This window comes from Sphingobium sp. (assembly GCF_032153725.1).
Lineage (GTDB): Bacteria > Pseudomonadota > Alphaproteobacteria > Sphingomonadales > Sphingomonadaceae > Sphingobium.
On the sequence record NZ_JALDYQ010000001.1, the window covers coordinates 171,330 to 195,255 of the forward strand.

Sequence of the window (23,926 nt, forward strand, 5' to 3'; positions counted from 1 at the left end):
ATTTCGTCATTCCCGCAGAGGCGGGAATGACGATGCGGATCAGGGATAGCTGACCGTCTTCGGCCGCCCCTGGGGAATGGGGATGAATTCCTGATCGTCGCCGGGGATCAGGGGGAAGCGCATGGCTTCCCAATCCTCGCGGGCCTGCATCAGGCGGTCGGTCGAGGAGGAAACGAAATTCCACCAGACATGGCGTGGTGACCGGAACGCTTCGCCGCCGCAGAGCATGACGCGGCCGCCATCGACGCTCATCAGCGTGGCGCGGGAGCCGGGGCGCAGGACGTAGAGCGTCTGGGGCTGGAGCATCATGCCGTCGAGGGCCGCGTCGCCGCCGGAGACGTAGATGGCGCGCTCATCCGCTTCCGCATCGATGGGGACCGAGCCGCCGGGGGACAGCTGAATGTCGGCGTAGATGGTCTTCGCATAGGTGGTGACGGGCGACGTTTCGCCCCAGAGGCTGCCCATGATCACGCGCGCTCTTGCGTGGCCGCAGTCGATGATGGGCAGGCCACCTTCGCTGACATGTTCGAAGGCCGGGTCCATTTCCTCGTCGCGGTCGGGGAGGGCCAGCCAGGTCTGGATCGCGGAGAGTCTGGAAAGTTTCGCGCGCTCCCCCTCAGGGGAGCGTTCGCTATGCACTATGCCTCTGCCCGCCGTCATCAGGTTGACCGCGCCCGGCTCGATCAGCTGCTCCGTGCCAAGGGAGTCGCGGTGGAGGAAGCTGCCCTCATACATATAGGTGACGGTGGCGAGGTTGATATGCGGGTGGGGGCGCACGTCCACTCCCTGCCCCGGCGCGATGCGGGCGGGTCCGGCCTGATCGAAGAAGATGAACGGGCCGACCATGGTGCGCTCCCTCGCCGGGAGCGAGCGATGGACCCGGAAATCGCCCAGATCATGGGTGGTGGGCGTGATGGTCTGGATGATCGGGTCGGATGGGGTCATGCTGCGTCCAGTTCGGGATAATGGCGGAAGATATCTTCAGTGGTGAAGGGCAGGCGACGATCGCTGGCCAGATAGTCCTGCAATTCGGGGAGCGCCGCAACCCGATCGTGGAGATCGGCCAGGCGCGGGAAGGAAGGCGTCAGCGTCGCCATGCGCAGCGGGAAGGCATAGCGCAACCCCGCTATCAGGTGGAAAAGCGAAAGGTCGGCATAGCTCCAGCTTCTGCCCGCCAGCCAGGGGCCCGTTTCCGCGCTCAGGGCATGTTCGAAATAGGTGAGGAATTTGGGGATGCGGCCGGCCCGGAAACCATGAGCGGCGCGCAGGGCTTCGGCCTTTTGATCCTCATAATAAAGGCTGGGGCCGACCGGATGGTGGACATCATGGGCCTCGACCACCATGTCCATGATGGTGAGTTGAACCTGCGCGAGCCAGTAGCGGGGTTTCAGGCCGGTGGGGCCGCAATCGTGGCGTTCGGCGAGGTAGAAAAGGATGTTAGCGGTCTGCGCCACCGTCCGGCCATCCGTCACCAGATAGGGCGGGGCGAAGGTGGGGCCGGCGTCGTGGCGTTCCATGTCGGCCATCAGCGCTTCGTCGCCGTCGATGCGGGCGCGGTCGCGATAGGCGATGCCGCATGCTTCCAGAGTCAGCCGGACGAACTCGCCGCGGCCGGGGATGGTGGACCAGTACCAGAAATCATAGGCCATGCGCCGTTCCTCCTTTTTGAAGGACAACGCACGGCGGCACTCAATGTGTCATGCCTCGCCGGGCGCGCGGGCCTTGATGGCGAGGGCGTGGACCTTCTCGCGCAGCAGGTCGGAGAGGGCCGCGTTGACGAGGCGCTGGCGGGCCACCCGGTTGCGTCCCACGAAATGACCGGAGACTATTTCCACGGTGAAGTGGCTTTCGCCCGAGCCGTCATGGCCGGCATGGCCGCGATGCTTTTCGCTGTCGTCGATCACGGCGAGCCGTTCGGGGGACAGGGCGGCGCGCAGCCGGGCTTCGATTTCGGTGGCGACAGGGCCTTTTGGCCCATCTACTTTAAAAGCGTCGGTCATGGCGCCTATATAGGCCCTTTGCCCGCAGTTACATCAGGACAATCTTGACCAGCGATCCATTCTCGACCCGGCGTTTCAACCGTTTCCATGGCCGCGTGGAAAGCGACCACCCCTGCGCGGTGCCCGGCTGCCGGGAGCCGGGCGAGTTTCGCGCGCCGCCACTGGAGGGGAGCGGATCGGGCAATGCCGGTTCCCATCACGAAGGCCCACGTTGGCGCTGGCTGTGCCTGGATCATGTGCGGGCCTTCAATCAGGGCTATAATTTTTTCACCGGCATGAGCCCGGAGGAAATCGCCGCCGCCCAGCGCCCCTATGCGGGGTGGGAGCGGGAGACGCGGGCCTTTTCCTCCAACGCCGCCAGCCCGCCGCCCAAATGGTCGGACTTTCAGGACCCGCTGGATGCCATTGGCGCGAAATTCAGGGAACGGGTGGCCAGGGCGCGGGCCGACAATCAAATGCGGCAGGACGGTAAATTCCTGTCGAAGGACGACCGCCGGGCGCTGGAGGTGATGGGGCTGCCGATCGACGCGGACCGCAAGACGTTGCGGCAGCGCTATACCGAATTGCTGCGGCGCTTTCATCCCGATCATAATGGCGGGGACCGGAGCCATGAGGCGATGTTGCAGGGCGTGATCGAGGCTTACCAACTGCTTAGGAAGGCTGAGGCTTTCGCATAAGCACGTCAGTCCGAGCTGCGGGGTTGCAGTGTTGTAATCCTGCTGCCATAGGCGCCGGCCCTTTCCCCCCGGAGTTTCCTATGACAACCCGCGCCCTGGGCCTTGATTTCGGCACGACCAACAGCGTGGCCGCGCTCGCCGCGGATGGCGGGTCGGACTTGGTCGAATTTGCGGGCAAGGAGGCGACCGGCGCGGTGTTCCGATCCGCCCTCTGCTTCTGGCATGACGGCGATGCGAAGGGCGGCATGGCGCATGAGGCCGGACCCTGGGCGATTGCGGAATATCTGGAGTTCCCGGAGGACAGCCGCTTCCTGCAAAGCTTCAAGTCGGTGGCCGCCAGCCCGATCTTCGAAAGCGCCAGCGTGTTCGAGAAGCGCTTTCGGTTCGAGGAACTGGGGCAAATGTTCCTGTCCCGCATGGTCGGTCATGCAGGTGGGCCGCTGGATCGGCGGCCGGAGCGGATCGTGGTCGGGCGGCCAGTGGAATATGCGGGCGCGCGGCCCGATGAGGCGCTCGCCCGGCGGCGTTATGACGCCATGTTCGCCGGCTTTGGCGACGAGATTCATTATGTCTATGAACCGCTGGGGGCCGCGTTCAGCTATGCCAGCCGCCTGACCGAAGCGGCGACCATATTGGTGGCGGACTTTGGCGGAGGCACCAGCGACTTTTCGATCGTGCGGGTCGAGGCGCCGGGGGCTGCGCGGCGCTGCGTGCCCCTGGGGTCGGCGGGCATCGGCCTTGCCGGGGATCGGTTCGACTATCGGATCGTCGATCATCTGGTGCTGCCGATGCTGGGCAAGGGCGGGAGCTATCAGAGCTTCGGCAAGGAACTGGAGATTCCGCGCAGCTATTTCGCGGACTTTGCCGACTGGTCGCGGCTGGCGCTGATGCGCAACCGGCGGACGATGGACGAGCTGGCGCGCTTGCAGAAGGCGGCGAACGATCCGGCGGCGATCGGGCGGATGATCACGGTGATCGAGAAGGAATTGGGCTATCCGCTTTATGATGCGGTGGGGTCCTTGAAGCGGCGGCTGTCGGAGGTGGAGAGTGCGACCTTCACATTCGAGGGTGGCGGGCTGGCCATAGAGGCAGAGGTGACGCGGGCCGATTTCGAAGACTGGATCGCGCCCGATATCGCGCGGATCGAGGCTACGGTGGACAAGGCCCTCGTCAAGGCCGGCGTTGGACCCGAGAGCATCGATCGGGTGTTTCTGACGGGTGGAACGTCGTTGATCCCGGCCATCAGGCGGATTTTCGACCGGCGCTTCGGGCAAGGCCATATCGCGACCGGCGGTGAATTGACCTCTATCGCGCATGGACTGGCGCTGATCGGACAGGAGGCCAATTTGGCCGAATGGGCCGCTTGATCCCCGCGGTTTAAGGCTCCATTCTATCGACAGGGCCGTCCCTGATGGTTAGGGCAGGGCCGACGAGACTGTTGCAAGAGAAGACAAATGACCGACATTCCGAACGTCCAGCCCGATACCCGCGCCGAAACGCTGTTGGCATCGCCCGACCGCGAAGTGGATGCGCGCGAAGTCTTCGGCGTCGATGTCGACATGAAGATCCCGGCCTTTTCGGAGGCCGACGAGCGGGTGCCCGACCTCGACCCCGCCTATGTGTTCGACCCGGACACCACGCTCTCGATCCTGGCGGGCTTTGCCTATAATCGCCGCGTGATGGTGCAGGGCTATCACGGCACCGGCAAGTCGAGCCATATCGAACAGGTCGCCGCGCGCCTGCGCTGGCCGTGCATCCGCATCAACCTGGACGCGCATATCAGCCGTATCGATCTGGTCGGGCGCGACGCCATTGTCCTGAAGGACGGGCAGCAGGTGACGGAATTCCGCGAGGGTCTGCTCCCCTGGTCGTTGCAGCGGCCTGTTGCATTGGTGTTCGACGAATATGATGCGGGCCGCCCGGACGTGATGTTCGTGATCCAGCGCGTGCTGGAAACCGACGGCAAGATGACCTTGCTCGACCAGAATCGGGTCATCCGGCCCAATCCCTGGTTCCGCCTGTTCGCAACCGCCAACACCGTGGGTCTGGGCGACACGACCGGCCTTTATCACGGCACGCAGCAGATCAATCAGGGTCAGATGGACCGCTGGAATCTGGTGGTGGCGCTGAATTACCTGCCCGCCGCGACCGAGGCGCAGGTGGTGCTGGCGAAGTCGGGCGAATATGATCATGAGGGCGGCCGCAAGGAAGTCGAGAATATGATCAAGGTGGCGGAGTTGACTCGCCAGGGGTTTATCAACGGCGATATTTCGACCGTCATGAGCCCGCGCACCGTGATCAGCTGGGCGCAGAATGCGCTGATCTTCAAGAATATCGGCTTTGCCTTCCGCCTTTCCTTCCTCAACAAATGCGATGAGGCGGAACGGCCGCTGGTGGCGGAATATTATCAGCGCGTCTTCGGCAAGGACCTGCCCGAAAGCGTTGCTCACCGGGTGGCGTGACATGATCGTCGTCGAACGGATCGATCCGGCGGGCGGAACCGCCCATCGGATCAGCATTCGCGGACATGAGCTGACCGCGGATATGACCGCGCCGGACGGCCATGATGCCGGACCGGACCCGCATGATCTCTATGATTCGGCTCTGGGCGCGTGCAAGGCGATGACCATGCTCTGGTACGCCCAGCGCAACGGCATTCCGGTCGAGGGCATCCATGTCGGCGTGGTTCGCGATAATAGCGAGGAGCGCAAGGGCGTCTACCGGCTGACGACGCGCATCGCGCTGACCGGGCCGCTGAGCGGGGAGCAGCATGACAGGCTGATCGCCGTCGCCGCCAAATGCCCGGTGCACAAGCTGATGAGCGAGGTCGAGACGCAGATCGAAACCATTGCCGTGCCCTATGTCGGCGAGGGGGAGCGACCGTGAGCGAGGCTGTTACCCTGACGCCGGAAGGCCGCCTGCCGCTGGAGAGCGCGTTCAACCTGCGCGACTTTGGCGGCTATGCGACCGCGGATGGGCGCTGCGTGAAGCGCGGGATGCTCTACCGGTCGGGGACGATGGCGCTGTTGACCGATGCCGATGCCGCGCATCTGCGCTCGCTCGGTATCAAGGCGATCTGCGATTTCCGCCGGGGGAACGAGCGATCCGCCGAGCCGACGCGCTGGCACGGGGCGGAGGTCGACTATTTCTGCCGAGACTATGCCGAGAGCAGCGGCCTGCTCGGCGAAATGCTGAAGCGCGACGGCGCGACGGCCGACGACATGCGGCAGACGATGATCGCGCTCTATCGCATCATTCCGGTGGACCATGCCGAATCCTACCAGGCCATGTTCGCGCGCATCGTGGAAGGGCGCCTGCCGCTGCTGATCAACTGTTCGGCGGGCAAGGACCGCACCGGGGTCGGCGCAGCGCTGATCCTGGCGGCGCTGGGTGTGCCGCGTTCGACCATCGTTGAGGATTATCTGGCGACCAACGCCCATGCCGATTGGGACTGGCTGCTCGGCCAGCGCAACACGCTGATGGCGCGGGCTCGCCTGTCCAGGGCTGAGGCGCTGGAGCCGGTGCTGAGGGCGGAAGGCGTCTATCTGGACACGCTGTTTGCCACGCTGGATGAGCAGCATGGCGGCGTCGACGGCTATCTGAACGATGTGCTGGGCGTGGACGCGGCGGCGCGCGACGCCATGCGCGGGATGTTGCTCAGCTGATGGCCGACCGTTCGCCCCTCGATGCCTTCAAGGATGTGCTGTCCGGCGCATCCCGTTCGATTGCGCGCGATGCGGAGGTGGAGGTGAACTTCACCGCCGACACGCCGCATATGGTCGGCAAGGCGATCAAGGTGCCGACGCCGGGGCGCAACCTGCCCGCCGATCAGGTCGCGCTGGCGCGGGGCTTTGCCGATGCCAATGCGCTGAAATTGCGCCATCATGATGCGAAGGTGCATGGCGCTGCCGCGCCTGCCGATGCGACGGCACGGGCGGTGTATGATGCGATCGAGCAGGCGCGGGTCGAGGCGATCGGATCGCGGGCGATGGAGGGGGTTCGGGCGAACCTCAATCATGCGCTGGACCTGCGGTTGAAGTCCGATCCGATCCGCCGGGCGCGTTCCGCCGATGAGGTGCCTTTGTCTACGGCGCTGGCGCTCAAGGTGCGCGAGCGTCTGACCGGGCAGGCGGCGCCCAGGGAGGCCGCATCGGGTCTGGCGATGGTCGAACAGTGGATCGAGGACAAGGCCGGGGCCGATCTCGATGCGCTGGGACTTGCGATCGATGATCAGCGTGCCTTTCAGAAGCTGACCTCGGCCCTGCTGGAGCATCTCCAGCTGATCGACAGCGACGTGCCGCCCGAAACCGATGATTCAGAAGCCCAGGAAGAGGGCGAGGACGAGGAGCAGCAACAGGAAGAGGGGGACAGCGGCGAGGATCAGGCGGGCGACAGCGACGCCTTTGCCGAGGCGCGGGCCGAAGATCAGGACGGCGACACCGAAGAGGGCGAAACCGACTATAGCGACGAGTTCGACGCCGACAGCGACGAAGGTGCCGACGACCTGGGCGAGGAAGGCATGATGCCGGTCCGCCCGAACCGACCAATGGGCGACCTGCCGCCGGGCTTCGATTACAAGCCCTATACCGTTCTGCATGACGAGGTCGTGACCGCCGAGGATCTGTGCGACGAGGATGAACTGTTGCGGTTGCGCGGTTTCCTCGACCAGCAACTGGTGAGCTTGCAGGGCGCGGTGACGAAGCTTGCCAACCGGTTGCAGCGGCGGTTGATGGCACAGCAATCGCGGTCGTGGGACTTCGATCAGGAGGAAGGGCTGCTCGACGCGGCGCGGCTGGCGCGGATCGTGATCGATCCGACGCGCTCGCTCTCCTACAAGATCGAGCGGGATACCGAGTTCCGCGATACCGTCGTGACGCTGTTGATCGACAATTCGGGATCGATGCGCGGGCGGCCGATCTCCATTGCGGCGATCAGCGCCGATATCATGGCGCGCACGCTGGAGCGCTGCGGGGTCAAGACCGAGATATTGGGCTTCACCACCCGCGCGTGGAAGGGCGGGCAGAGCCGCGAGGCCTGGCTCGCGGCGGGGCGTCCGCCGATGCCGGGGCGTTTGAACGACCTGCGGCACATCATCTACAAGAAGGCCGACGAACCCTGGCGCCGGGCGCGCAAGAATCTGGGCCTGATGATGCGCGAGGGGCTGCTCAAGGAAAATATCGACGGCGAGGCGCTGCTCTGGGCGCACAGCCGGCTGCTGGCGCGCAATGAGGAACGCCGCATATTGATGGTGATTTCGGACGGCGCGCCGGTCGATGACTCCACCCTGTCGGTGAACAGCGGCACCTATCTGGAACGCCATCTGCGACAGGTGATCGAATGGATCGAGAACCGCTCGCCCGTGCAGCTGGTCGCCATTGGCATCGGCCATGACGTCACGCGCTATTACCGCCGCGCGGTGACCATCATGGATGCCGAACAGCTCGGCGGGACCATGGTGGAGCAGTTGGCCGGACTGTTCGACGAAGACTGAAACCAGCCTGTTCGGGCTGGACGATGTCGAAAGCCCGGACCTTCCCTTGAAAAGAAGCATGGCAATTTCGACCTCGTGTCAGCGCCAACGGGCGTTTTGACAGGAGAGTGCAATGAGTGTCGCCTTTCGTCGCGATAGTGACGAGGAGCATCTGGAACCCACTTTCGAGATTCCCTTGCCGCCCGGCCCCAACTGGGTGACGGCGCGTGGGCTGCGGCTGACGCGGGAGAAGGTGGAGGCGCTGGAAGCGGTCGAAACCGATGGCATGGCCGAGGAGGATGCCAAGAAGCTGAAGCGCGAGCTGCGCTATTGGCGGACGCGCCTTGCGACGGCGGAATTGCGGCCGGTGCCCGATGGGGAGACGGTCGCTTTCGGCAGCCGCGTGACCTATCGCCTCAATGGCAAGGAAAAGCAGATCGCCATCGTTGGCGATGACGAGGCCGAACCGGCGGAGGGGCGCATCGCCTTTTCCGCACCGCTCGCCCGCGCGATGATGGATGCCGAGGAAGGCGAGGCCATCGATTTCGGCGGCAAGCCGGCGGCGATCACGATCGTCGCGATCGAGGCGATTAGGGAGGAGTAAACATACACCCCGTGTTCCTGCACAGGCAGGAACCCAGTTCAAACGGCGGACCAAAGAGCGCAGGGCGGGACTGGGCTCCTGCCTTCGCAGGAGCACGACCGCCAAGGGGAAAGGAAGCCCTCCAGTTTGCGCTGGAGGGCTTTGTCACGTCAGGCGTTGCGTCCGGCCTCGAAGAGGAACCAGGCGCGCTCTTCGGCCTGGTCGGTCCAGTCGTCGATAATGCCTTCGGTCGCGTTGTCGCCCGCTTGCGTGGCGGCGGCCTTGGCGGCGCGCAGGGCTTCGACCAGCTTCAGATTATCCGCGCGCAGCTCATTCAGCATATCGCCGGGGCTGACATAATCGGCGTCATTGTCGACCACCGATTGATGGCGCGAGATGTCCCCGATCGAGCGCAGCGTGGTGTTCCCGGTCTTGCGCACACGCTCCGCAATCAGGTCGGTGGTGGCGAGAATCTGCGTGGCCTGATCATCGAACATCAGATGATAGTCCCGGAAATGCGGACCCGAGACGTGCCAATGGAAGTTCTTGGTCTTGAAATACAGCGCATAGCTGTCCGCGAGCACGCCGTTCAGCGCCTGCGCGACCGACTTCGTCGCGTTGCTGCGCAGGTCCGTCGGGGTCTTCAGATCGGGGGCTGTCATGCTTGGCTCCTGTTGGGGACTTGGTTTCGGACATATAATGATCCGGTGCCGTTAAGGTGCCATGACAACCCACGAATTTCGCACGGAAATTGTCGTTCAGTCTGATGGAGAGGCTCGATCAGGCGAGATGCAGCGCCGACACTGCCACGGACAGGCCGGCCAGCAGTAGCAGAACGCCGCCACCGATCCGGATGGCACGGAGCGGAAGCGCCTTGAGCATGGCCTCGCGCAGCAGGACGATGGGGATGGTCGCGGCCATGATGCCGATGGCGCCTCCGGTCGCGGCGAGCAAAGGATCGGCGGTGCGGACGGCGATGCCCAGGATCAGGAATTGCGCGCCATCGCCAAAGCCGAGGATGAAAAGGCCGAGCGCGGTGGTCAGAAACGGTCCCAATTGCCAGTTGGCGAGCGGATCAGGCTGTTTGACCGGCCAGATCATGCCGATGGCGAGAAAGATCAACGCCAAGGCGAGGAACAACAGCCGCGCGTCCGACCCGAGCATCGGCGCGATGAAGATGCCCGCCGCTGCGCCGATGGCAGCATTGGCGACGGCAGCGGCGGCGACCCCCGCGATCACCGCGCCATTGCGCTGAAACCGAGTGGCCAGCGCGAGGGCGAGCAACTGCCCCTTGTCTCCGATCTCACTCAACAGGCAGCCGAGCAGCGCGATCAGCAATGCGTCCATTCGGCAGCCGTCTTGTCGGTCAGGCGGTCAGATGCGAACCGGGTCCCGCCATGGGCCTGGCGGCCATGGGCATCGGGATGACATCCGCCTCGGGCATTTCCGCCGCGAGCGCGTCGCGCATCAGGTCGAGATAGGACATCACCACCGGCCCGGCGCCCTGTAGCGAGAGCGCCGATTGCAGCGTGCTTGCCAGACATTCGACCGTATCGAGATGAAAGGCGCGCGCGATATGGCGAATCTGGTCGATTTCGTCACGCAATCGCGCCACCGAAACATGCCCCCGTTCCCCGGCAAGTCCGTCGACCCGGCACAGCAGATCGGCAAGAATGACCAACATCGGATCATGTCGCATGAGAGACTCCCCCGTCTTTTGGCTCCGACTCCATCATATGTTGAGCCGGTTAAGGCCGCGTAAAGTGTAGCATGCGCCGCAGCTTTCGGCCACGAGCCTTGACATTAATCCGAATCTCCCTCATGAGCCGCGGCTGAAACGGGGCGGTCCCCTCCTTGCAAGAGGTTTGGGGGCCGCTCTTCTTTTTCACGATATTCACGACCAGGGACTAAGGCCATGGCCAAGCCAGCAACCGTCAAGATTCGCCTCGTCAGCTCGGCTGACACCGGCTTCTTCTACGTCACCAAGAAGAATCCGCGCACCAAGACCGAGAAGCTGAGCTTCCGGAAATATGATCCCGTCGTGCGCAAGCATGTCGAGTTCAAGGAAGCCAAGATCAAGTGATCTGACGGCGGCTTTCGCCGCCTGACGACATTTGGGGTTCGTGGTGCCGGGCACCCGAACGAAGAGGCCCGTCCCCTTGGGGGGAACGGGCCTTTCCTTGTTGCCTTCCGTCCCCGGCCTTGCGACCAGGCGGTGACAGGATGGAGAGCCGGCAGATGTCCGCCAATTCCATGCCTTACAGCAACGCGTTCACCTGCTCGACGAAACGCAGCACGGAAATCGGCTTGGAAACATAGGCCTGCGCGCCTGCCCCACGAATCCGCTCCTCATCGCCATGGCCGGCATAGGCGGTCACGGCCATGATCGGCACCGACGACAGCTGCGCGTCGCGCTTCAGTGAAATGATGAGGTCAAGGCCGCTGATATGCGGCAGATGGATGTCGGTGATCACCAGATTCGGGTGGAACTCCCGCGCCTGTGCCAGCAGGTCGCGCCCATCGCGCAGCGGCAGCACTTCATGCCCGTGCGCGCGCAGCAGGTCGCAAAAAAGTTTGAGATTAAGTTCGTTGTCCTCGACAACGAGCACGCGCTTTGCCACCAGTCACCCGCGTTTGGAGAAATCCGCAACAATATTTGGAAGCGCGTTCCCTAAGCCCGCCCTTCGTTGAGATCAATCATGCGTCCCGACATTAACCATGGCAAGCAGCATAGCCCAAGCGAGACACGAGAACCATCCGTGCTGGCGCTCATGGCGCTGGCCTGGACGCTGGCCGACGACCGCAGGGCCGACCGGCTGTTGGCGCTGACCGGGCTGGACGCCGACACGCTGCGCGCCGGGGTGGACGATGCGGCGATATTGAGCGCGGTTCTGGGCTTCCTTGCCGATCATGAGCCGGACCTGATCGCTTGCGCCGAAAGCATCGACAGCACGCCCGAAGCCCTGATCGCCGCCAAGGGAGCGCTCCAGCCATGACCCGTCCACTGATCATCACCGATTGCGATGAGGTGCTGTTGCACATGGTGGTGCCATTCCGCGCCTGGCTGGACGAACATCATGACGTGCATTTCGACATGCGCGAGCGCGGCTTTGCCGAGGCGTTGCGCCATAAGGACAGCGGCAAGCCGCTGGAGCGGGCGCTGGTCTGGGAATTGCTGATCGGCTTTTTCGATACGGAAATGCACCGCCAGGCGCCGATCGCGGGCGCGGTCGAGGCGATGGACCGGTTGAGCCGGATCGCCGACATCGTCGTCCTCACCAACATCACCGAACGCCATCACCGGCAGCGCGAGGAGCAACTCGCGGCCCATGGCCTTGATCTGCCCGTTCATTGGAATCAGGGCGGCAAGGGTCCGCCACTGACGGCGATCATCGCGGAACGCCAGCCCAGCGTCACCCTGTTCATCGACGATCTGGCCGAACATCACGCGTCCGTGGCAGATCATGCGCCCGGCGTCTGGCGCCTGCATATGGTGGGCGAACCGGAAATCGCCCGCGAAGTCGGCGCGGCCCCTCTGGCCCATGCCCGGATCGACGACTGGGCGGCGGCCGAAGCGTGGATCGCCGCCCGGCTGGCCGAGGGGCCGGCGCCCGACAACTTCCTCACCCCATAAGGAGCATCCGCATGAGCATCGAAGCCCGCCTGACCGAACTCGGCATCACCCTGCCCGCCGCCGCCGCGCCGGTCGCCGCCTATGTCGCGGCAGTGGAAGCCAATGGCCTGCTGCATATTTCCGGGCAGATCTCGCTGGCCGAGGGCCAGTTGATGACCGGTCGCCTGGGCGAAGACCGGGACCTGGACTATGGCGTCAAAGCGGCGCGGGCCTGCGGCCTCAACCTGATCGCCCAGATGAAGGCCGCGCTTGGCAGTCTCGACCGGGTCGAGCGGATCGTGAAGCTGGGCGCCTTCATCAGCAGCACGCCCGAATTCACCGACCAGCCCAAGGTGGCCAATGGCGCGTCCGAACTGATGGTCGAGGTCTTCGGCGAGGCAGGCAAGCACGCCCGCAGCGCGGTGGGCGTTCCAGTGCTGCCGCTGGGCGCAGTGGTCGAGATCGATGCCATCGTCCTTGTCCGTCCGGCCTGACGCCCCGGCATTCCTGACCGCGCGCCCCTTCGCCCATCGTGGACTGCATGGGGGCGGACCGCACGGGGGCAAGGTCAGCGAAAATGGCATGGCGGCCTTCACGGCCGCCATTGCCGCAAATCTGGGCATTGAATGCGATGTCCGGCTGAGCCGCGACGGCGTGGCGGTCGTCTTCCACGATGCCTCGCTTCAGCGTATGACGGGCGAAGCCGGCAAGGTTTGCGATCATGAGGCCGAAGACATCGACCGGCTGACGCTGCCCGATGGCGGCGGCGTTCCGCGCCTTCGGGCACTGCTGGACCTGTGCGGGACGGACATCCCCCTGCTCATCGAAATCAAGGTGGACGGACGACGGGTCGCCCCCCTTTGTGCGGCGGTTTCCGACGACCTGGCGCGGCGTCCCCTGACGCTGGCGGCGGTCATGAGCTTCAATCCCGCGGCGATGCGCTGGTTCCGGCGCCACCGGCCCGATGTCGCGCGCGGACTGGTCGTCACCGAGCAGCGTAGGCGCGGCTGGCGTGGAAGAGTGGGCCGCGCCCTTGCACTTTGGGCGGCCAAACCCGATTTCATCGCCTGTGATATTCGCGACCTGCCTTCGTCCCTGTCCGTGCGCGCCCGTCGTCGGGGGCTGCCCGTGCTGAGCTGGACCGTGCGTACCGATACGGAGCACGCTCGCGCCGCTCTGCATGCGGACCAGATCATTTTCGAGGCATCGCGTGACTGAGTGCGTGGCGCGGATCGCCGGCGGCGTGGCCGATTTGCCGCGTGAGGAATGGAATGCCTGCGCGGGAGATGCCAATCCATTCATCGGCTGGGATTTTCTGGCCGCGCTGGAACGATCGGGCAGTGTCGGCGGCAATAGCGGCTGGCAACCGTTGCCGCTGGTCATTGACGGGCCGGACGGACGGATCGCCGCCGCCGCACCGCTCTATGGCAAGAGCCATAGCCAAGGCGAATATGTGTTCGACCATGGCTGGGCCGATGCCTGGGAACGGGCAGGCGGGCGCTATTATCCCAAGATTCAGGTCGCCTCCCCCTTTTCGCCGGTGCCCGGTCCCCGGCTCCTGCTGCGCGACGAATTGCTCGCGCCCCTGCTGATCGCGGGGATCGAAAACGTGGTGGGACGCAATGCGCTGTCTTCCGCCCATGCGACCTTCATCGCGCCCGATCAGGTGCCGATGTTCGAGGCGGCGGGATGGCTGATCCGGGAGGACAGTCAGTTTCACTGGACCAATCGCGGCTATCGCGACTTCAGCGACTTTCTGGCGGATATGTCGAGCGCCAAGCGCAAGAATATCCGCAAGGAACGCGAACGCGCGGTCGGGGGGCTGGAGATCGTGCATCTGACCGGCGCGGCACTGATCGAGGCGCATTGGGACATGTTCTGGACCTTCTATCAGGACACCGGCGCGCGCAAATGGGGACGGCCCTATCTGACTCGTGCCTTTTTCTCGATGCTGGGCAAAAGCATGGCGGACCGGGTGCTGTTGGTGCTGGCGCTGCGCCAGGGCCGACCGATTGCCGGGGCGCTCAACCTGATCGGGGCGGACACGCTGTACGGACGCTATTGGGGCTGTACCGAGGAGGTGCCCAATCTGCATTTCGAGCTATGCTATTATCAGGCGATCGACATCGCCATCGCCCGGGGCCTGAAGCGGGTGGAGGCGGGCGCGCAGGGCGGACACAAGCTGGCGCGGGGCTATGCGCCCGAGCCCACCTATTCGGCGCATTTCATTCCCAATGCGAGCTTTCGCCGGGCCGTGGCCGATTTCCTGGCGGCCGAGCGGCAGGGCGTGCAGCGCGACCGGCTCTGGCTGACCGAACGGACGCCGTTTCGCAAGGGTGCCTAGAGGGATTATCCAGGCGAACGGAAGCAAATCGCTCTAAGCGGCACGTCGCTGCGCCGTCGCGATCAGGGCCCGCGCCTGCCGCTGGGCCTCCGCTATTTCGCGCGCCGACATTTCCCCAGCCACTTCCGCACGCAGGGTCTGGCCTTCCTCGCTGCCCTTGAGGGCTGCCAGATTGAACCATTTATGCGCCTCGATCAGATCGACGGGCAGACCGCCCGTGCCGCAGCTATAGGCCACGCCCAGATCGAAACAGGTTTCCGCAGATTCGCCTGCCGCATCCGAAAGACGGCTTTGCATCAGAAACTGCGCGCTCTTCAGACCATTGGCCATGACCGAATTCCCCCTGATGGATTTCGACTTGATGGTTTTCGACGAGGACAGGCTGCACCGGCAGCGGATAAAAAATGGTTAACGCGTTTTGCAGCGATCAGCAGGCCAATGCCCGTAATAGGTGGCAGGGAAGGGTTAACGCAGCTGGATGGCGCCAAAGGGGGTAGCGCGCGGGTCTGATTGTCCCCATAGCCGCCAGCATGACCCATCATCCGGAAATCGTCGCAGCGCAGCCAAAAAAGGACATAGCTTTCCGCGAATTCGTCATGCTTTGCGCCTGCCTGATGGCGATGAATGCGCTGTCGATCGACCCGATGCTGCCTGCCCTGCCCGACATTGGCCGCGATCTGGCGATTCCGCACCCCAATGACCGGCAGTTGATCATCAGCGTCTATTTTCTGGGGCTGGGAGTCGGGTCGCTGCTGTTCGGCGTCTTGTCCGATCGATTCGGGCGCAAGCGAGTGCTGGGAAGCACGATGGTGCTGTTCATCCTTTCCTCCATCGCCTGCGCGGGCGCGCAAAGTTTCACCATGATGCTGGCCGGACGCGCCTGCGCCGGGTTCTTTGCAGGCGCAAGCCGCGTCATCACCGTCAGCATCATCCGCGACCGGTTCAGGGGTGACGCCATGGCGCGCGTCATGTCGCTTATCTTCGCGGTGTTCATGCTGATCCCGGTCATGGCGCCCGCTTTCGGTCAGGCAATCTTGTGGATTGCGCCATGGCGCTGGATTTTCTGGGCCCTGACGATCCTGGCCACGCTGATCCTGCTGTGGATGATGAGCCGAATGCCGGAAACGCTGTTGCCGGAAAATCGCCTGCGGATAAGCGCAGCTAGCCTTTTACGGACGGTTGGAACCGTCGCCCGCACACGCAGTTCAATCGGCTATATGCTGGCAAGCGGCGTGGTGACGGGCGGCCTGATCGGCTTCATCCTGTCCGTGCAGCAAATTTTCTTCGACATTTTCGGGGCGCAGAAGATTTTTCCCTTCGCCTTCGCGGCCATTGCCGGGAGCATGGGGATCGGCAGCCTGCTCAACAGTCGACTCGTCTCCCGCTTCGGCGCGCGGCGATTGAGCCAGACGGCGCTGCTATGCCTGGTCCTGATCAACGGCGCTCACCTGGGGGTGATCCTGACAGGTCATGAAACCATCATCAGCTTCATCGCTTTTCAGGCCACGGCGATGCTGACGATCGCCTTCACCGCGTCCAACTTCAGCGCGATTTCGATGGAACCCTTCGCGAAAGGCGCGGGCATCGCATCCTCTTTTCAGGCCTTTCTGACCACGGCCTTGTCCAGCACGCTCGGCAGCCTGGTCGGCCGTGCCTTTGACGGGACGACGCTGCCGCTCACCCTGGGGTTGATGATTTTCGGGGCAGTCTCTTTGCTGATCGTCGCTTGGGCAGAGCACGGGAAGTTGTTCACCCGCCCCCATCGCGCGGCCCTGCGTGATCCCGAATTCGAAGCCATGCATTAGGTGTTTAGTCCCGGCATTTGATCAGCCAGGAATGGACGCTGCCCGCCGGGGAGCATTCGACGAAAAAAGGGGCAGTATCATCCGCCCCTTTCATTGGATCAGGCGTCCTGGCCACCCGGTGTCGGCGCGCCCGGCATGGGGGGCACCGGTTGCGGCGGGATGCCGACATCCTGTTCATGCGTTTCAATCAGACCGCGCCCCACATGGCTTTTGCGGTAGCCATAAAGGAAATAGAGGAAGAGGCCGAAGCCACCCCAGACCGGCAGGACGAGCTGTGCATCGACAGGCAGGTTGAAGAACAGGAAGACGCAACCGAAGGCTGCGGTCGGAGCAATCGCCCACACCAGCGGAGTGCGGAATGGGCGGGCACGCGCCGGCTCCTTCACGCGCAGCACCAACACGGCGATCGAAACCATGAAAAAGGCGAACAGCGTGCCGGAGTTGGAAATATCCGCCAGCTGGCCGACGGGGAGCAGGGCCGCGCCGATGGCGACGAATATGCCGGTGACCATGGTGACGACATGCGGCGTCTTGAACTTCGGATGGATGCTGGCGAGCTTTTCCGGCAGCAGGCCGTCGCGGGCCATGACGAAGAAGATGCGGGTCTGGCCGAACATCATCATCAGGATGACCGACGGCAGGGCGAGGTTGGCGGCAAGACCGAGCGCATTGCCCACGACCGTCCAGTTGATCTCCCGCAACACATGGGCGAGCGCTTCATTCGAGCAGACCAGGTCCTTGGCGTGAGCGGCCATGGCACAGGCAGCGGTAAAGCCCTGCGACCCGGGCGCCACGATCGATCCATCGGGTCCCAGCACAGGCTGCGCGCCGATCGCGCCAATCGCGCCGCTAGCGACCAGAAGGTAGAAAACGGTGCAAAGCGCAAGGCTGCCGATCAGGCCGATGGGCACGTTGCGCTGCGGGTTCTTGGTTTCTTCAGCGGCCGTCGAAACGGCATCAAAGCCCACATAGGCGAAGAAGATCGAGGCGGCCGCACCGACAATACCCATGCCGCTGGTGCCTTCCGGCCCGAACCAGCCATTGGGCGCGAAAGGCGAGAAATTACCGGTGTCGAGTACCGGTAGGGTCAACGCGATGAAGGCCGTCAGCGCCGCCACCTTGATGGCAACGAGCACGGCGTTGACGCGCGCGCTTTCGGTGGTGCCGATGACCAGCAACGCCGTCACCGCGAGCGCCACGACGATCGCGGGGATGTTGATGACGCCGTGGCTGAAATCAGCGTGGGGGATGAGGCCGTTCATCGTCCAGACCGGCCCCGCAGATAGCGCTCGTGGCAGTTCCAGCCCGGTTATGCTTTTAAGCAACCCCATGAAATAGCCGGACCAGCCGACAGATACCGCGCTTGCTGCGACGGCATATTCCAGGATGAGCGCCCACCCGACCATCCAGGCGAGCAGCTCCCCAACGACGGCATAGGTATAGGTGTAGGCGGAGCCGGACACCGGCACCATCGATGCGAGTTCGGAATAGCAAAGCGCCGCGAAAGCGCAGACGGCCCCCGCGATCACGAAGCTCCACATCATGCCCGGACCGGCCTTTTGGGCCGCAGCGGCGGTCAAAACGAAAATGCCGGTGCCGATGATGGCACCGACACCCAATAGCGTCAGTTGGATCGGCCCCAATGTCCGTACGAGAGATTTTTTCTCGGCCGTGGCCAATATGGCGTCCAGAGGCTTTATGCGCCCGAAAATCATGATGGAGCCCTTTATCTTTGTGTCTTTTGCCCGGGCGGCCGTTGCGGCCTCTCCCCTTTTGTGATGAAGCGGAGACTATCGTCTAATCCGGCGCGCGCAAGTATGTTGCGCATTTCGGACATGGTCCAAAAGCGCTTCCCATAGGAATCCAAGGGAGTGAAGCATGGTTGAATTGCTACGAGCGAAAAGCCTGGGCGATGTCGTACATGGTTTCGCCGGACGCCGGGGTGGCGTTTCCAGAGGGATTCACGAGGGTCTGAATGTCGGTTTAGGATCAGAGGATGAGCGCGATGCAGTGCTGCGCAACCGGGATTTGGCGCGCGATGCACTGTTGCCGGGCGCGACGCTGGTGACGGTGCATCAGGTGCACTCACCTGATGTGATCACCGTCACGGCGCCCATCCCGGCGGACGATCGGCCCGCGGCCGATGCGATGGTTACGAATCGACCGGGGTTGATATTGGGGATTCTGACCGCAGATTGCGTGCCGGTCCTCTTTGCCGATGCGTCCGCCGGTGTCGTCGGCGCAGCGCATGCGGGATGGAAAGGCGCTTTGAGCGGCGTGACAGATCGGACGATCGCTGCGATGGAAATGTTGGGCGCTTCGCGCAACCGGATCGCCTGTGCGATCGGGCCATGCATCGGGCGTTCGTCCTATGAAGTTACGCTGGATTTCGCAGCCCGCTTTGCAGCGGCGGATGCGAAGAACGATCGTTTTTTCATCTCTGGGCGGGAGGGGCACTGCCAATTCGACATAGCAGCCTATGTGGCCGCGCGGCTGGCGGCCGCCGGCATCAGTATGATTACGCTGTTGGACGAGGACACTTATAGCCAACCGGATCGCTTTTACAGCTATCGCCGCTCATGCCATCGCGGCGAGCCCGATTATGGTCGGCAGATTTCGATGATTGCGGTAGGGACCTAGCATTTTTCCAACCCATGAAGACGCCAGCTGGCCAGAAGCGAAGCGTGGTCGTTATGGAGCGGCCATCAATCATTTTCGTGAATAGGTCCGATCTTGGGGGACCCACGAGACTCATGTCGAAAGTAATGCTTTGCGTTGGTTGCGGGAGGGCGCAACCATCTGAACTTGCGGACGCAAAAAAGCCGCCCGGTTGGGGCGGCTGACTTAGGCGATTTGGTATCGCAATTTGAGATGGTTGCGGGGGCACGCAACCATCTCAACTTGCTGTTCCGAGCAGCAGCGTAACGCCGTTCCTACCGGGGAAGGCTCTCGCCTGTCTCGACGATCCGGCAACTGCGTTTATAGATTCTCTGGCAAGCAGCCTGCGCCTTCCGCTTGGCTGTTCGTTCCGTTGGGCCAGAGTCCACCGCTGCCTCGTTCTTCCCGGCGACGGCCACAGCATAATAGCCATTGGAGAAATCGAGAGCGAGGCGACAGTCGATGCCACCCTCGCTCCTGCATTGACCCAGCGCGCTCGCTTGGGCCTGCTCGCGGCTCAAGGCGCCTGTCGTGACGTTGTATAGGGTGCCGCCGTCACTCCCGGAACTCCAAACGATGGCGCCATAGGTGTCCGCCCGGTTGGGTATCGATACCGCACCGCTGTTTTCGAGACCACTGCCATCATTCTGAGCGCCTGGAATCGGCGCGCAGTCAGATGCCCTATCGCCGCCGACAGGATAGTAGCCAGGAGGGCAGCGGCCTTCGGCGCGCGCCGCTTCACCAGGCGCAAATATCACGACAGTGACGGCGACAGCCGCCAGCGCCGCTGCGCAAGCACCATAACAGATCCGTTCAAGCCTCATTCGATCCACGCCTCCATTAGCGCCTGACATTCATCAGCAGTTCGGCAGTTCGCCGTCCCCGCCGACTTTCACGTATTTCGTTCCATTGCGCGCGAAGAGCTGCTTGAAGCGGGAGGTTCCGTCGAAATGCACCTCGAAAGACTTGCCCTTCACGATATTGCGGATCGACCCCGTGATGGACACAGCCTTCGGTCCCTGACCCACGGCCCCGATGTTGTCGTAGCCGGACCGGAACGCCCCCAACGATATGGGCTCCCCGCCACCAAGCTCGTAGAGCGCAGTGGTGGTGCATGAAACACCCTGCCATGAGCCGAATATGTCGGTCACCACTACCGGATTATCGCCGAAATCCGTCGACACCACCCATTGCGGCGGGCCACCCATGAGGCTCCCCTCGATACCGTCTGGGTACGCACCCATGACCTTGAAGGCCGCTCCCTCGGGTTTCAGATAATGGACCGCAAGCGCGCCGAAATCGGTGGGGCCGCCATGCTCGACAATACCGGGGCTGAGGAGGATGGCGCCTGACAAGGTCCAGGCCAGTGCGCCCGGTTCGTAGACCATGGTCGCGCCGCTATCGAGTTCGACACGCTCCTTGCCGCCGCCGAACGCCGCCTCGAATGCCTTGGCCAGTTGCTCCTTTTCGGGGAGCGCGCGCATGGCCTCCGCCTCCTTGCTGACCGGTACAACACCTATGGAGGCGTTGAGTCCCTGAGCCATTGCGCTGCCCAAACTTCTTGGGATGCCGATGCCGGTTGCAACGATGGCCAGCGCGGTCACTCCGGCGACGAAGATTCTGTTGGAGAAATTCACGCGCGGCATCGTCACTTTTTCCGCGCCCACCGGATGTCCTCAGAGAGTTCCCAGCAGTCGGCGGCCGGGTGGAAGAGCAGCTGGCCCTCCGGGTCTTGATGCGCGCCCTTCGGGATCGGCTTGCCGTTGGCGTCAAGCGGGTTGCCGAGATCGTCACCGCCGTCGGACTGGCCGTCATAGTGGACGCGCGACCATTCGACGGAAACGTCGTTGTTCTGGCTCTGGTTAAACTGGAGATCGAGATATTCGTCCTCATCGCCGGCGCGGGCCGGTTTCACCGGCTTGTAGTAGTAGTCCAGCATCTTGACCGGGAAGCTCGAATAGCTCGCCGCATCAAAGGTCCGCTCCGAAATTTTCTCTCCGTGTGGGCCGAGCACCGCGTAGCGGATCTGCGACGCGCTATATTTCTGGCGAACGGACTTCGACACGATGAAAACATCGAAGAATGCCTTGAAGTCCTCTGCCTTGCAGGCGCGATCGGCCATCTCAAGCGAAATTTTATCCGGCTCGTTGAGAACCTGTTCCTTCGCGGCAGGCCGGGACGCGGCATTTTGGGCTATTCGAACTGCATTTGTCGCAGGCTCTTGGGAACTGGCCTGGGAATTATCGCATGCGCCCAGCACGCATACGGGTAGCAGCAAGGTCAGCGCAAATGCGCGGGCATGGAGACGGGTCACTATCGGCTACCCACGGCATCGGCGGGCGCGGCCTGCACGAGGTCGAAGGTCTTGTCGACCGTCCACGACCCGGCGAGATAGTCGCCGTGCGCCTCACCGGCATAGATCACCGTTTCGAGCTGCGCATCCGACAGAAGGCTGCGGATGTTGGCGGGCAGTTTCGGGCGATAGCTCGGCTTGGGCGGGGCAACGCTCGCCATGGCGGCCGATTGCACGAGCTTGGTCGGATGCGCCTGCGCGCCGGGAATACGGATCGACTGCAATCCGTATTCTTCATAGATCGCGTCGGTCAGGTGCGCGCCTGCGGCAGGCTCCCAGTCGATCGTGCGATAGGGAAGCTCGACGCCTTCTGGGTCGATGGCGGGCGCGGGGCGAATGGTCGCAGAGCGGGTGAGATGGCCGCGTACCGTCTTTGGCGCCGTGGCTGGGCGCATTGCGGGAGCTGTGGGCAACGTGACGGGCAGACGGGCCGGAACGTCCCGCGCGATCCAGTCGAGCAGCGTCGCGACATCGGGCGCGATGCCAGCCGATGCTGGCCACGCGGACGGATCAGCGGCGGACGCTTTGTCGATGACGGTCAAGCGCGTCGGGAATGTAGTGCCGTGCCTGGCATAGACCGAGCCGGCGATTGCTGCATTAAACACGATGGTGCCGCGCTCCTGCAGGCGCTCGAAAGCGTCACGCCAATCCGGGAGGTCCGGCCCGACATTGGCGCCAGTGATCGCCACGAGCCGGCCGCCAGGTGCAAGCCGGTTCAAGGCCGAGGCGATATGACGGAAGCCAGCGTCGGCAACGCGGCCCGAAACATTAGCCATGGCCGAGAACGGCGGGTTCATCAGCACAACGGAGGGGATGTCTGAGGGATCGAGATGATCGTCGATCTGCGCGGCGTCGAAGCGCGAGACACCAACGGCCGGAAAGAGGGAGCTGAGGAGATCGGCGCGCCCGTCCGCGAGTTCGTTCAGGATCAACGAACCACCAGCCGTCGATGCCAGAATGGCGAGCAAGCCGGTCCCGGCAGATGGTTCCAGCACGACGTCGTCTGGCGATATGCGCGAGGTGCTTCCGAACGCCTGCTTCGTCGCCTTCACCGGCACGCCGATCGCCAAGAAGGAAAAGAGCACCTTCGCCAAGTTCGGCGATCTAGTGCAGCCCTCCTACTCCATGCGCGATGCTGTGGCGGACAAGGCCGTCGTACCATTGCTCTATGAGGGGCGAGAGGTCGTCACCGACGTCGATGACGCGCAGATTGATCGCTGGTTCGAAGTTCACACCCGCGGCCTCTCCGACGACCAGCGTGCCGATCTGAAACGAAAGATGAGTCGCGCTCGTGAGATCGAGGGCGTGGATTCGAGACTTCAGTCCATCGCATTCGACGTCGGGCAGCATTTCTCGACGAGCTTCAAGGGAACCGGTCTGAAGGGGCAACTTGCGGCATCGTCAAAGAGGGCGGCGATCCTGCTTAAGAAGCTGTTCGACGAATTTGGGGTCGTGACTGCCGAGGTCGTGATCTCGGCTCCAGAAATGCGCGAAAGCGAGGACGAAGTCGATGAAGCCGACGACGATCTCGTCCGGACGTTCTGGCGGAAAATGATGGAGCGCTACGGTGGCGAAGATGCCTATAACCGGACCATCGTCGAACAATTCAAAGGACCGGACGAACCTGACATCATTATTGTTGTCGACAAGCTTCTCACAGGGTTCGACGCCCCACGGAACACCGTGCTCTATGTAGCTCGCCGCTTGAAAGAGCACGGCCTGCTGCAAGCCATCGCACGCGTCAATCGGGTCTTCGACGAAGAGGGCGCGCCGGAGAAGCCCTTCGGCTTCATTATCGATTATACAGGCGTCCTGAAGGATCTCGGCGCCGCGCTCGCCAGCTACGACGCCCTCCAGGGCTTCAGCCAGGAAGACATTGCAAATAGCGTACTGGCAATCCGGGACGAGGCAAATAAGGTGCCAGGCGCCCATGCCGCCTTGCTGGACGTGTTTAAATCCGTATCGAACACATTTGATGCCGAAGCCTACGCGCGACTTCTCGCCGATGAGGCGATAAGAGCCGAGTTCTATGAACGCCTTTCGGCGTTCGCGCGGGCCTTTTCCGTGGCGCTCGCTTCACCAGCATTTGTCGAGGCCACGAAGCCGGAGCTCCTAAAGCGTTGGAAAGATGACCTGGGACGCTTCACTGCGTTACGCGCCGCCGTCAGCCTTCGGTACGCCGAACGGGTCGATTGGCGCGATTACGAAAAGCGGATTCGTCAGTTGCTGGATCGCCACGTGATCGCACGGGACGTCGTCACTCTCGTCGAACCATTGAACATCTTCGATGAAGTCGCAATCGAAGAACGCAGGAAAGATAAGACCGAAACTGACGCATCCATCGCTGATACTATCGCCCATCAACTAACTGGACGGCTCGAAGAACCGAGTGATTTCGGCGTGATGGCGTAGCAAGGAGCGCG

Annotated in this window: 28 protein-coding genes and 1 pseudogene; 16 read left to right on the forward strand and 13 right to left on the reverse strand. The window is 63.3% G+C overall.

The window, feature by feature from the left end; translation table 11 throughout:
• Positions 1–39: 39 nt before the first annotated feature.
• Genes RUH75_RS00895 through RUH75_RS00905 form a run of 3 tightly spaced genes read right to left on the reverse strand, consistent with a single transcriptional unit; the run spans position 40 to position 2,000 of the window.
• Complete coding sequence (locus RUH75_RS00895; RefSeq protein ID WP_313801225.1) at positions 40–945, reverse strand: pirin family protein; 906 nt, start codon at positions 943–945, stop codon at positions 40–42.
• The gene (locus RUH75_RS00900; RefSeq protein ID WP_313801227.1) at positions 942–1,649 is read right to left on the reverse strand and encodes a glutathione S-transferase; all 708 of its coding nucleotides are present in this window, start codon (positions 1,647–1,649) and stop codon (positions 942–944) included. The genes RUH75_RS00895 and RUH75_RS00900 overlap by 4 nt, the downstream gene beginning before the upstream one ends.
• Positions 1,650–1,697: 48 nt before the next feature.
• The gene (locus tag RUH75_RS00905) at positions 1,698–2,000 is read right to left on the reverse strand and encodes a BolA family protein (RefSeq protein WP_313801229.1); all 303 of its coding nucleotides are present in this window, start codon (positions 1,998–2,000) and stop codon (positions 1,698–1,700) included.
• Positions 2,001–2,044: 44 nt separating this feature from the next.
• Between RUH75_RS00905 and RUH75_RS00910 the strand changes: the two genes are divergently transcribed.
• The 7 genes from RUH75_RS00910 (at position 2,045) to RUH75_RS00940 (ending at position 8,751) form a co-directional block, all read left to right on the forward strand.
• Positions 2,045–2,677 (forward strand): J domain-containing protein, encoded by a 633-nt coding sequence (locus RUH75_RS00910; protein ID WP_313801231.1) that lies wholly within the window; start codon positions 2,045–2,047, stop codon positions 2,675–2,677.
• A gap of 80 nt (positions 2,678–2,757) precedes the next feature.
• On the forward strand, positions 2,758–4,044 hold the full coding sequence (locus RUH75_RS00915) for an Hsp70 family protein (protein WP_313801233.1): 1,287 nt from the start codon (positions 2,758–2,760) through the stop codon (positions 4,042–4,044).
• A gap of 87 nt (positions 4,045–4,131) precedes the next feature.
• A complete protein-coding gene (gene cobS / locus RUH75_RS00920) occupies positions 4,132–5,139 on the forward strand; it encodes a cobaltochelatase subunit CobS (protein WP_313801235.1) in 1,008 nt (335 codons plus the stop codon).
• Between the two features lies 1 nt (position 5,140).
• Positions 5,141–5,563, forward strand: coding sequence for an OsmC family protein (locus RUH75_RS00925; RefSeq protein ID WP_313801237.1), 423 nt, complete (start codon positions 5,141–5,143; stop codon positions 5,561–5,563).
• Positions 5,560–6,342 carry a tyrosine-protein phosphatase gene (locus tag RUH75_RS00930; protein ID WP_313801239.1) on the forward strand — a complete coding sequence of 261 codons (783 nt, stop codon included), beginning with the start codon at positions 5,560–5,562 and terminating at the stop codon, positions 6,340–6,342. Before RUH75_RS00925 ends, RUH75_RS00930 begins: the two co-directional genes overlap by 4 nt.
• Positions 6,342–8,168, forward strand: a complete 1,827-nt coding sequence (gene cobT / locus RUH75_RS00935; protein WP_313801241.1) for a cobaltochelatase subunit CobT — start codon at positions 6,342–6,344, stop codon at positions 8,166–8,168. The genes RUH75_RS00930 and cobT overlap by 1 nt, the downstream gene beginning before the upstream one ends.
• Before the next feature lie 112 nt (positions 8,169–8,280).
• Positions 8,281–8,751 carry a GreA/GreB family elongation factor gene (locus RUH75_RS00940; RefSeq protein WP_313801246.1) on the forward strand — a complete coding sequence of 157 codons (471 nt, stop codon included), beginning with the start codon at positions 8,281–8,283 and terminating at the stop codon, positions 8,749–8,751.
• A 149-nt stretch (positions 8,752–8,900) separates the two neighbouring features.
• Here the strand turns inward: RUH75_RS00940 and RUH75_RS00945 are convergent, their stop codons facing one another.
• The 3 genes from RUH75_RS00945 to RUH75_RS00955 all read right to left on the reverse strand — a co-directional run bounded on the left by RUH75_RS00945 (position 8,901) and on the right by RUH75_RS00955 (position 10,429).
• A complete protein-coding gene (locus tag RUH75_RS00945) occupies positions 8,901–9,392 on the reverse strand; it encodes a DNA starvation/stationary phase protection protein (protein WP_313801248.1) in 492 nt (163 codons plus the stop codon).
• Positions 9,393–9,510: 118 nt separating this feature from the next.
• Positions 9,511–10,077, reverse strand: coding sequence for a TMEM165/GDT1 family protein (locus RUH75_RS00950; RefSeq protein WP_313801250.1), 567 nt, complete (start codon positions 10,075–10,077; stop codon positions 9,511–9,513).
• Between the two features lie 19 nt (positions 10,078–10,096).
• A complete protein-coding gene (locus tag RUH75_RS00955) occupies positions 10,097–10,429 on the reverse strand; it encodes a hypothetical protein (RefSeq protein ID WP_313801252.1) in 333 nt (110 codons plus the stop codon).
• A 216-nt stretch (positions 10,430–10,645) separates the two neighbouring features.
• Here RUH75_RS00955 and rpmG point away from each other — a divergent pair, with 216 nt between their 5' ends.
• On the forward strand, positions 10,646–10,813 hold the full coding sequence (gene rpmG / locus RUH75_RS00960; RefSeq protein ID WP_007687342.1) for a 50S ribosomal protein L33: 168 nt from the start codon (positions 10,646–10,648) through the stop codon (positions 10,811–10,813).
• A gap of 175 nt (positions 10,814–10,988) precedes the next feature.
• On the opposite strand, the gene RUH75_RS00965 is transcribed toward rpmG, so the two are convergent.
• On the reverse strand, positions 10,989–11,351 hold the full coding sequence (locus tag RUH75_RS00965) for a response regulator (RefSeq protein WP_313801255.1): 363 nt from the start codon (positions 11,349–11,351) through the stop codon (positions 10,989–10,991).
• 78 nt (positions 11,352–11,429) lie between these two features.
• Here RUH75_RS00965 and RUH75_RS00970 point away from each other — a divergent pair, with 78 nt between their 5' ends.
• From RUH75_RS00970 to RUH75_RS00990, 5 genes are read left to right on the forward strand one after another with little or no spacing between them, the layout of a single operon-like run.
• Positions 11,430–11,726: a DUF3572 domain-containing protein gene (locus RUH75_RS00970; RefSeq protein ID WP_313801257.1), complete on the forward strand. Its 297-nt coding sequence runs from the start codon at positions 11,430–11,432 to the stop codon at positions 11,724–11,726.
• Entirely contained in the window at positions 11,723–12,364 is a 642-nt protein-coding gene (locus RUH75_RS00975) for an HAD family hydrolase (protein WP_313801259.1), read from the forward strand. Before RUH75_RS00970 ends, RUH75_RS00975 begins: the two co-directional genes overlap by 4 nt.
• 11 nt (positions 12,365–12,375) lie before the next feature.
• Positions 12,376–12,837, forward strand: a complete 462-nt coding sequence (locus RUH75_RS00980; RefSeq protein ID WP_313801261.1) for a RidA family protein — start codon at positions 12,376–12,378, stop codon at positions 12,835–12,837.
• The gene (locus RUH75_RS00985; protein WP_313801263.1) at positions 12,821–13,561 is read left to right on the forward strand and encodes a glycerophosphodiester phosphodiesterase family protein; all 741 of its coding nucleotides are present in this window, start codon (positions 12,821–12,823) and stop codon (positions 13,559–13,561) included. The genes RUH75_RS00980 and RUH75_RS00985 overlap by 17 nt, the downstream gene beginning before the upstream one ends.
• Positions 13,554–14,687, forward strand: a complete 1,134-nt coding sequence (locus RUH75_RS00990) for a GNAT family N-acetyltransferase (protein ID WP_313801265.1) — start codon at positions 13,554–13,556, stop codon at positions 14,685–14,687. The genes RUH75_RS00985 and RUH75_RS00990 overlap by 8 nt, the downstream gene beginning before the upstream one ends.
• Before the next feature lie 33 nt (positions 14,688–14,720).
• Here RUH75_RS00990 and RUH75_RS00995 read toward each other — a convergent pair whose 3' ends face one another.
• Positions 14,721–15,017 carry an SEL1-like repeat protein gene (locus RUH75_RS00995; RefSeq protein WP_313801267.1) on the reverse strand — a complete coding sequence of 99 codons (297 nt, stop codon included), beginning with the start codon at positions 15,015–15,017 and terminating at the stop codon, positions 14,721–14,723.
• 200 nt (positions 15,018–15,217) lie between these two features.
• Here RUH75_RS00995 and RUH75_RS01000 point away from each other — a divergent pair, with 200 nt between their 5' ends.
• Positions 15,218–16,492, forward strand: coding sequence for a multidrug effflux MFS transporter (locus RUH75_RS01000; RefSeq protein WP_313801269.1), 1,275 nt, complete (start codon positions 15,218–15,220; stop codon positions 16,490–16,492).
• A 98-nt stretch (positions 16,493–16,590) separates the two neighbouring features.
• Here the strand turns inward: RUH75_RS01000 and RUH75_RS01005 are convergent, their stop codons facing one another.
• Positions 16,591–18,207: an amino acid permease gene (locus RUH75_RS01005; protein WP_313801271.1), complete on the reverse strand. Its 1,617-nt coding sequence runs from the start codon at positions 18,205–18,207 to the stop codon at positions 16,591–16,593.
• A 163-nt stretch (positions 18,208–18,370) separates the two neighbouring features.
• Here RUH75_RS01005 and pgeF point away from each other — a divergent pair, with 163 nt between their 5' ends.
• Entirely contained in the window at positions 18,371–19,132 is a 762-nt protein-coding gene (pgeF, locus tag RUH75_RS01010) for a peptidoglycan editing factor PgeF (protein ID WP_313801273.1), read from the forward strand.
• 293 nt (positions 19,133–19,425) lie between these two features.
• Here pgeF and RUH75_RS23615 read toward each other — a convergent pair whose 3' ends face one another.
• The 4 genes and pseudogenes from RUH75_RS23615 to RUH75_RS01025 form a co-directional block, all read right to left on the reverse strand.
• Entirely contained in the window at positions 19,426–20,004 is a 579-nt protein-coding gene (locus RUH75_RS23615; RefSeq protein ID WP_409592300.1) for a DUF4189 domain-containing protein, read from the reverse strand.
• A gap of 3 nt (positions 20,005–20,007) precedes the next feature.
• Positions 20,008–20,817 carry a hypothetical protein gene (locus tag RUH75_RS01015; RefSeq protein ID WP_313801275.1) on the reverse strand — a complete coding sequence of 270 codons (810 nt, stop codon included), beginning with the start codon at positions 20,815–20,817 and terminating at the stop codon, positions 20,008–20,010.
• Entirely contained in the window at positions 20,799–21,464 is a 666-nt protein-coding gene (locus RUH75_RS01020) for a hypothetical protein (protein WP_313801277.1), read from the reverse strand. The genes RUH75_RS01015 and RUH75_RS01020 overlap by 19 nt, the downstream gene beginning before the upstream one ends.
• Before the next feature lie 5 nt (positions 21,465–21,469).
• A pseudogene (locus RUH75_RS01025) lies at positions 21,470–22,516 on the reverse strand (strawberry notch-like NTP hydrolase domain-containing protein); the annotation flags it as partial.
• A gap of 7 nt (positions 22,517–22,523) precedes the next feature.
• On the opposite strand from RUH75_RS01025, the gene RUH75_RS01030 reads away from it, so the two are divergent.
• On the forward strand, positions 22,524–23,915 hold the full coding sequence (locus RUH75_RS01030; protein ID WP_409592303.1) for a UvrB domain 3-containing protein: 1,392 nt from the start codon (positions 22,524–22,526) through the stop codon (positions 23,913–23,915).
• The last annotated feature ends 11 nt before the right edge of the window (positions 23,916–23,926 follow it).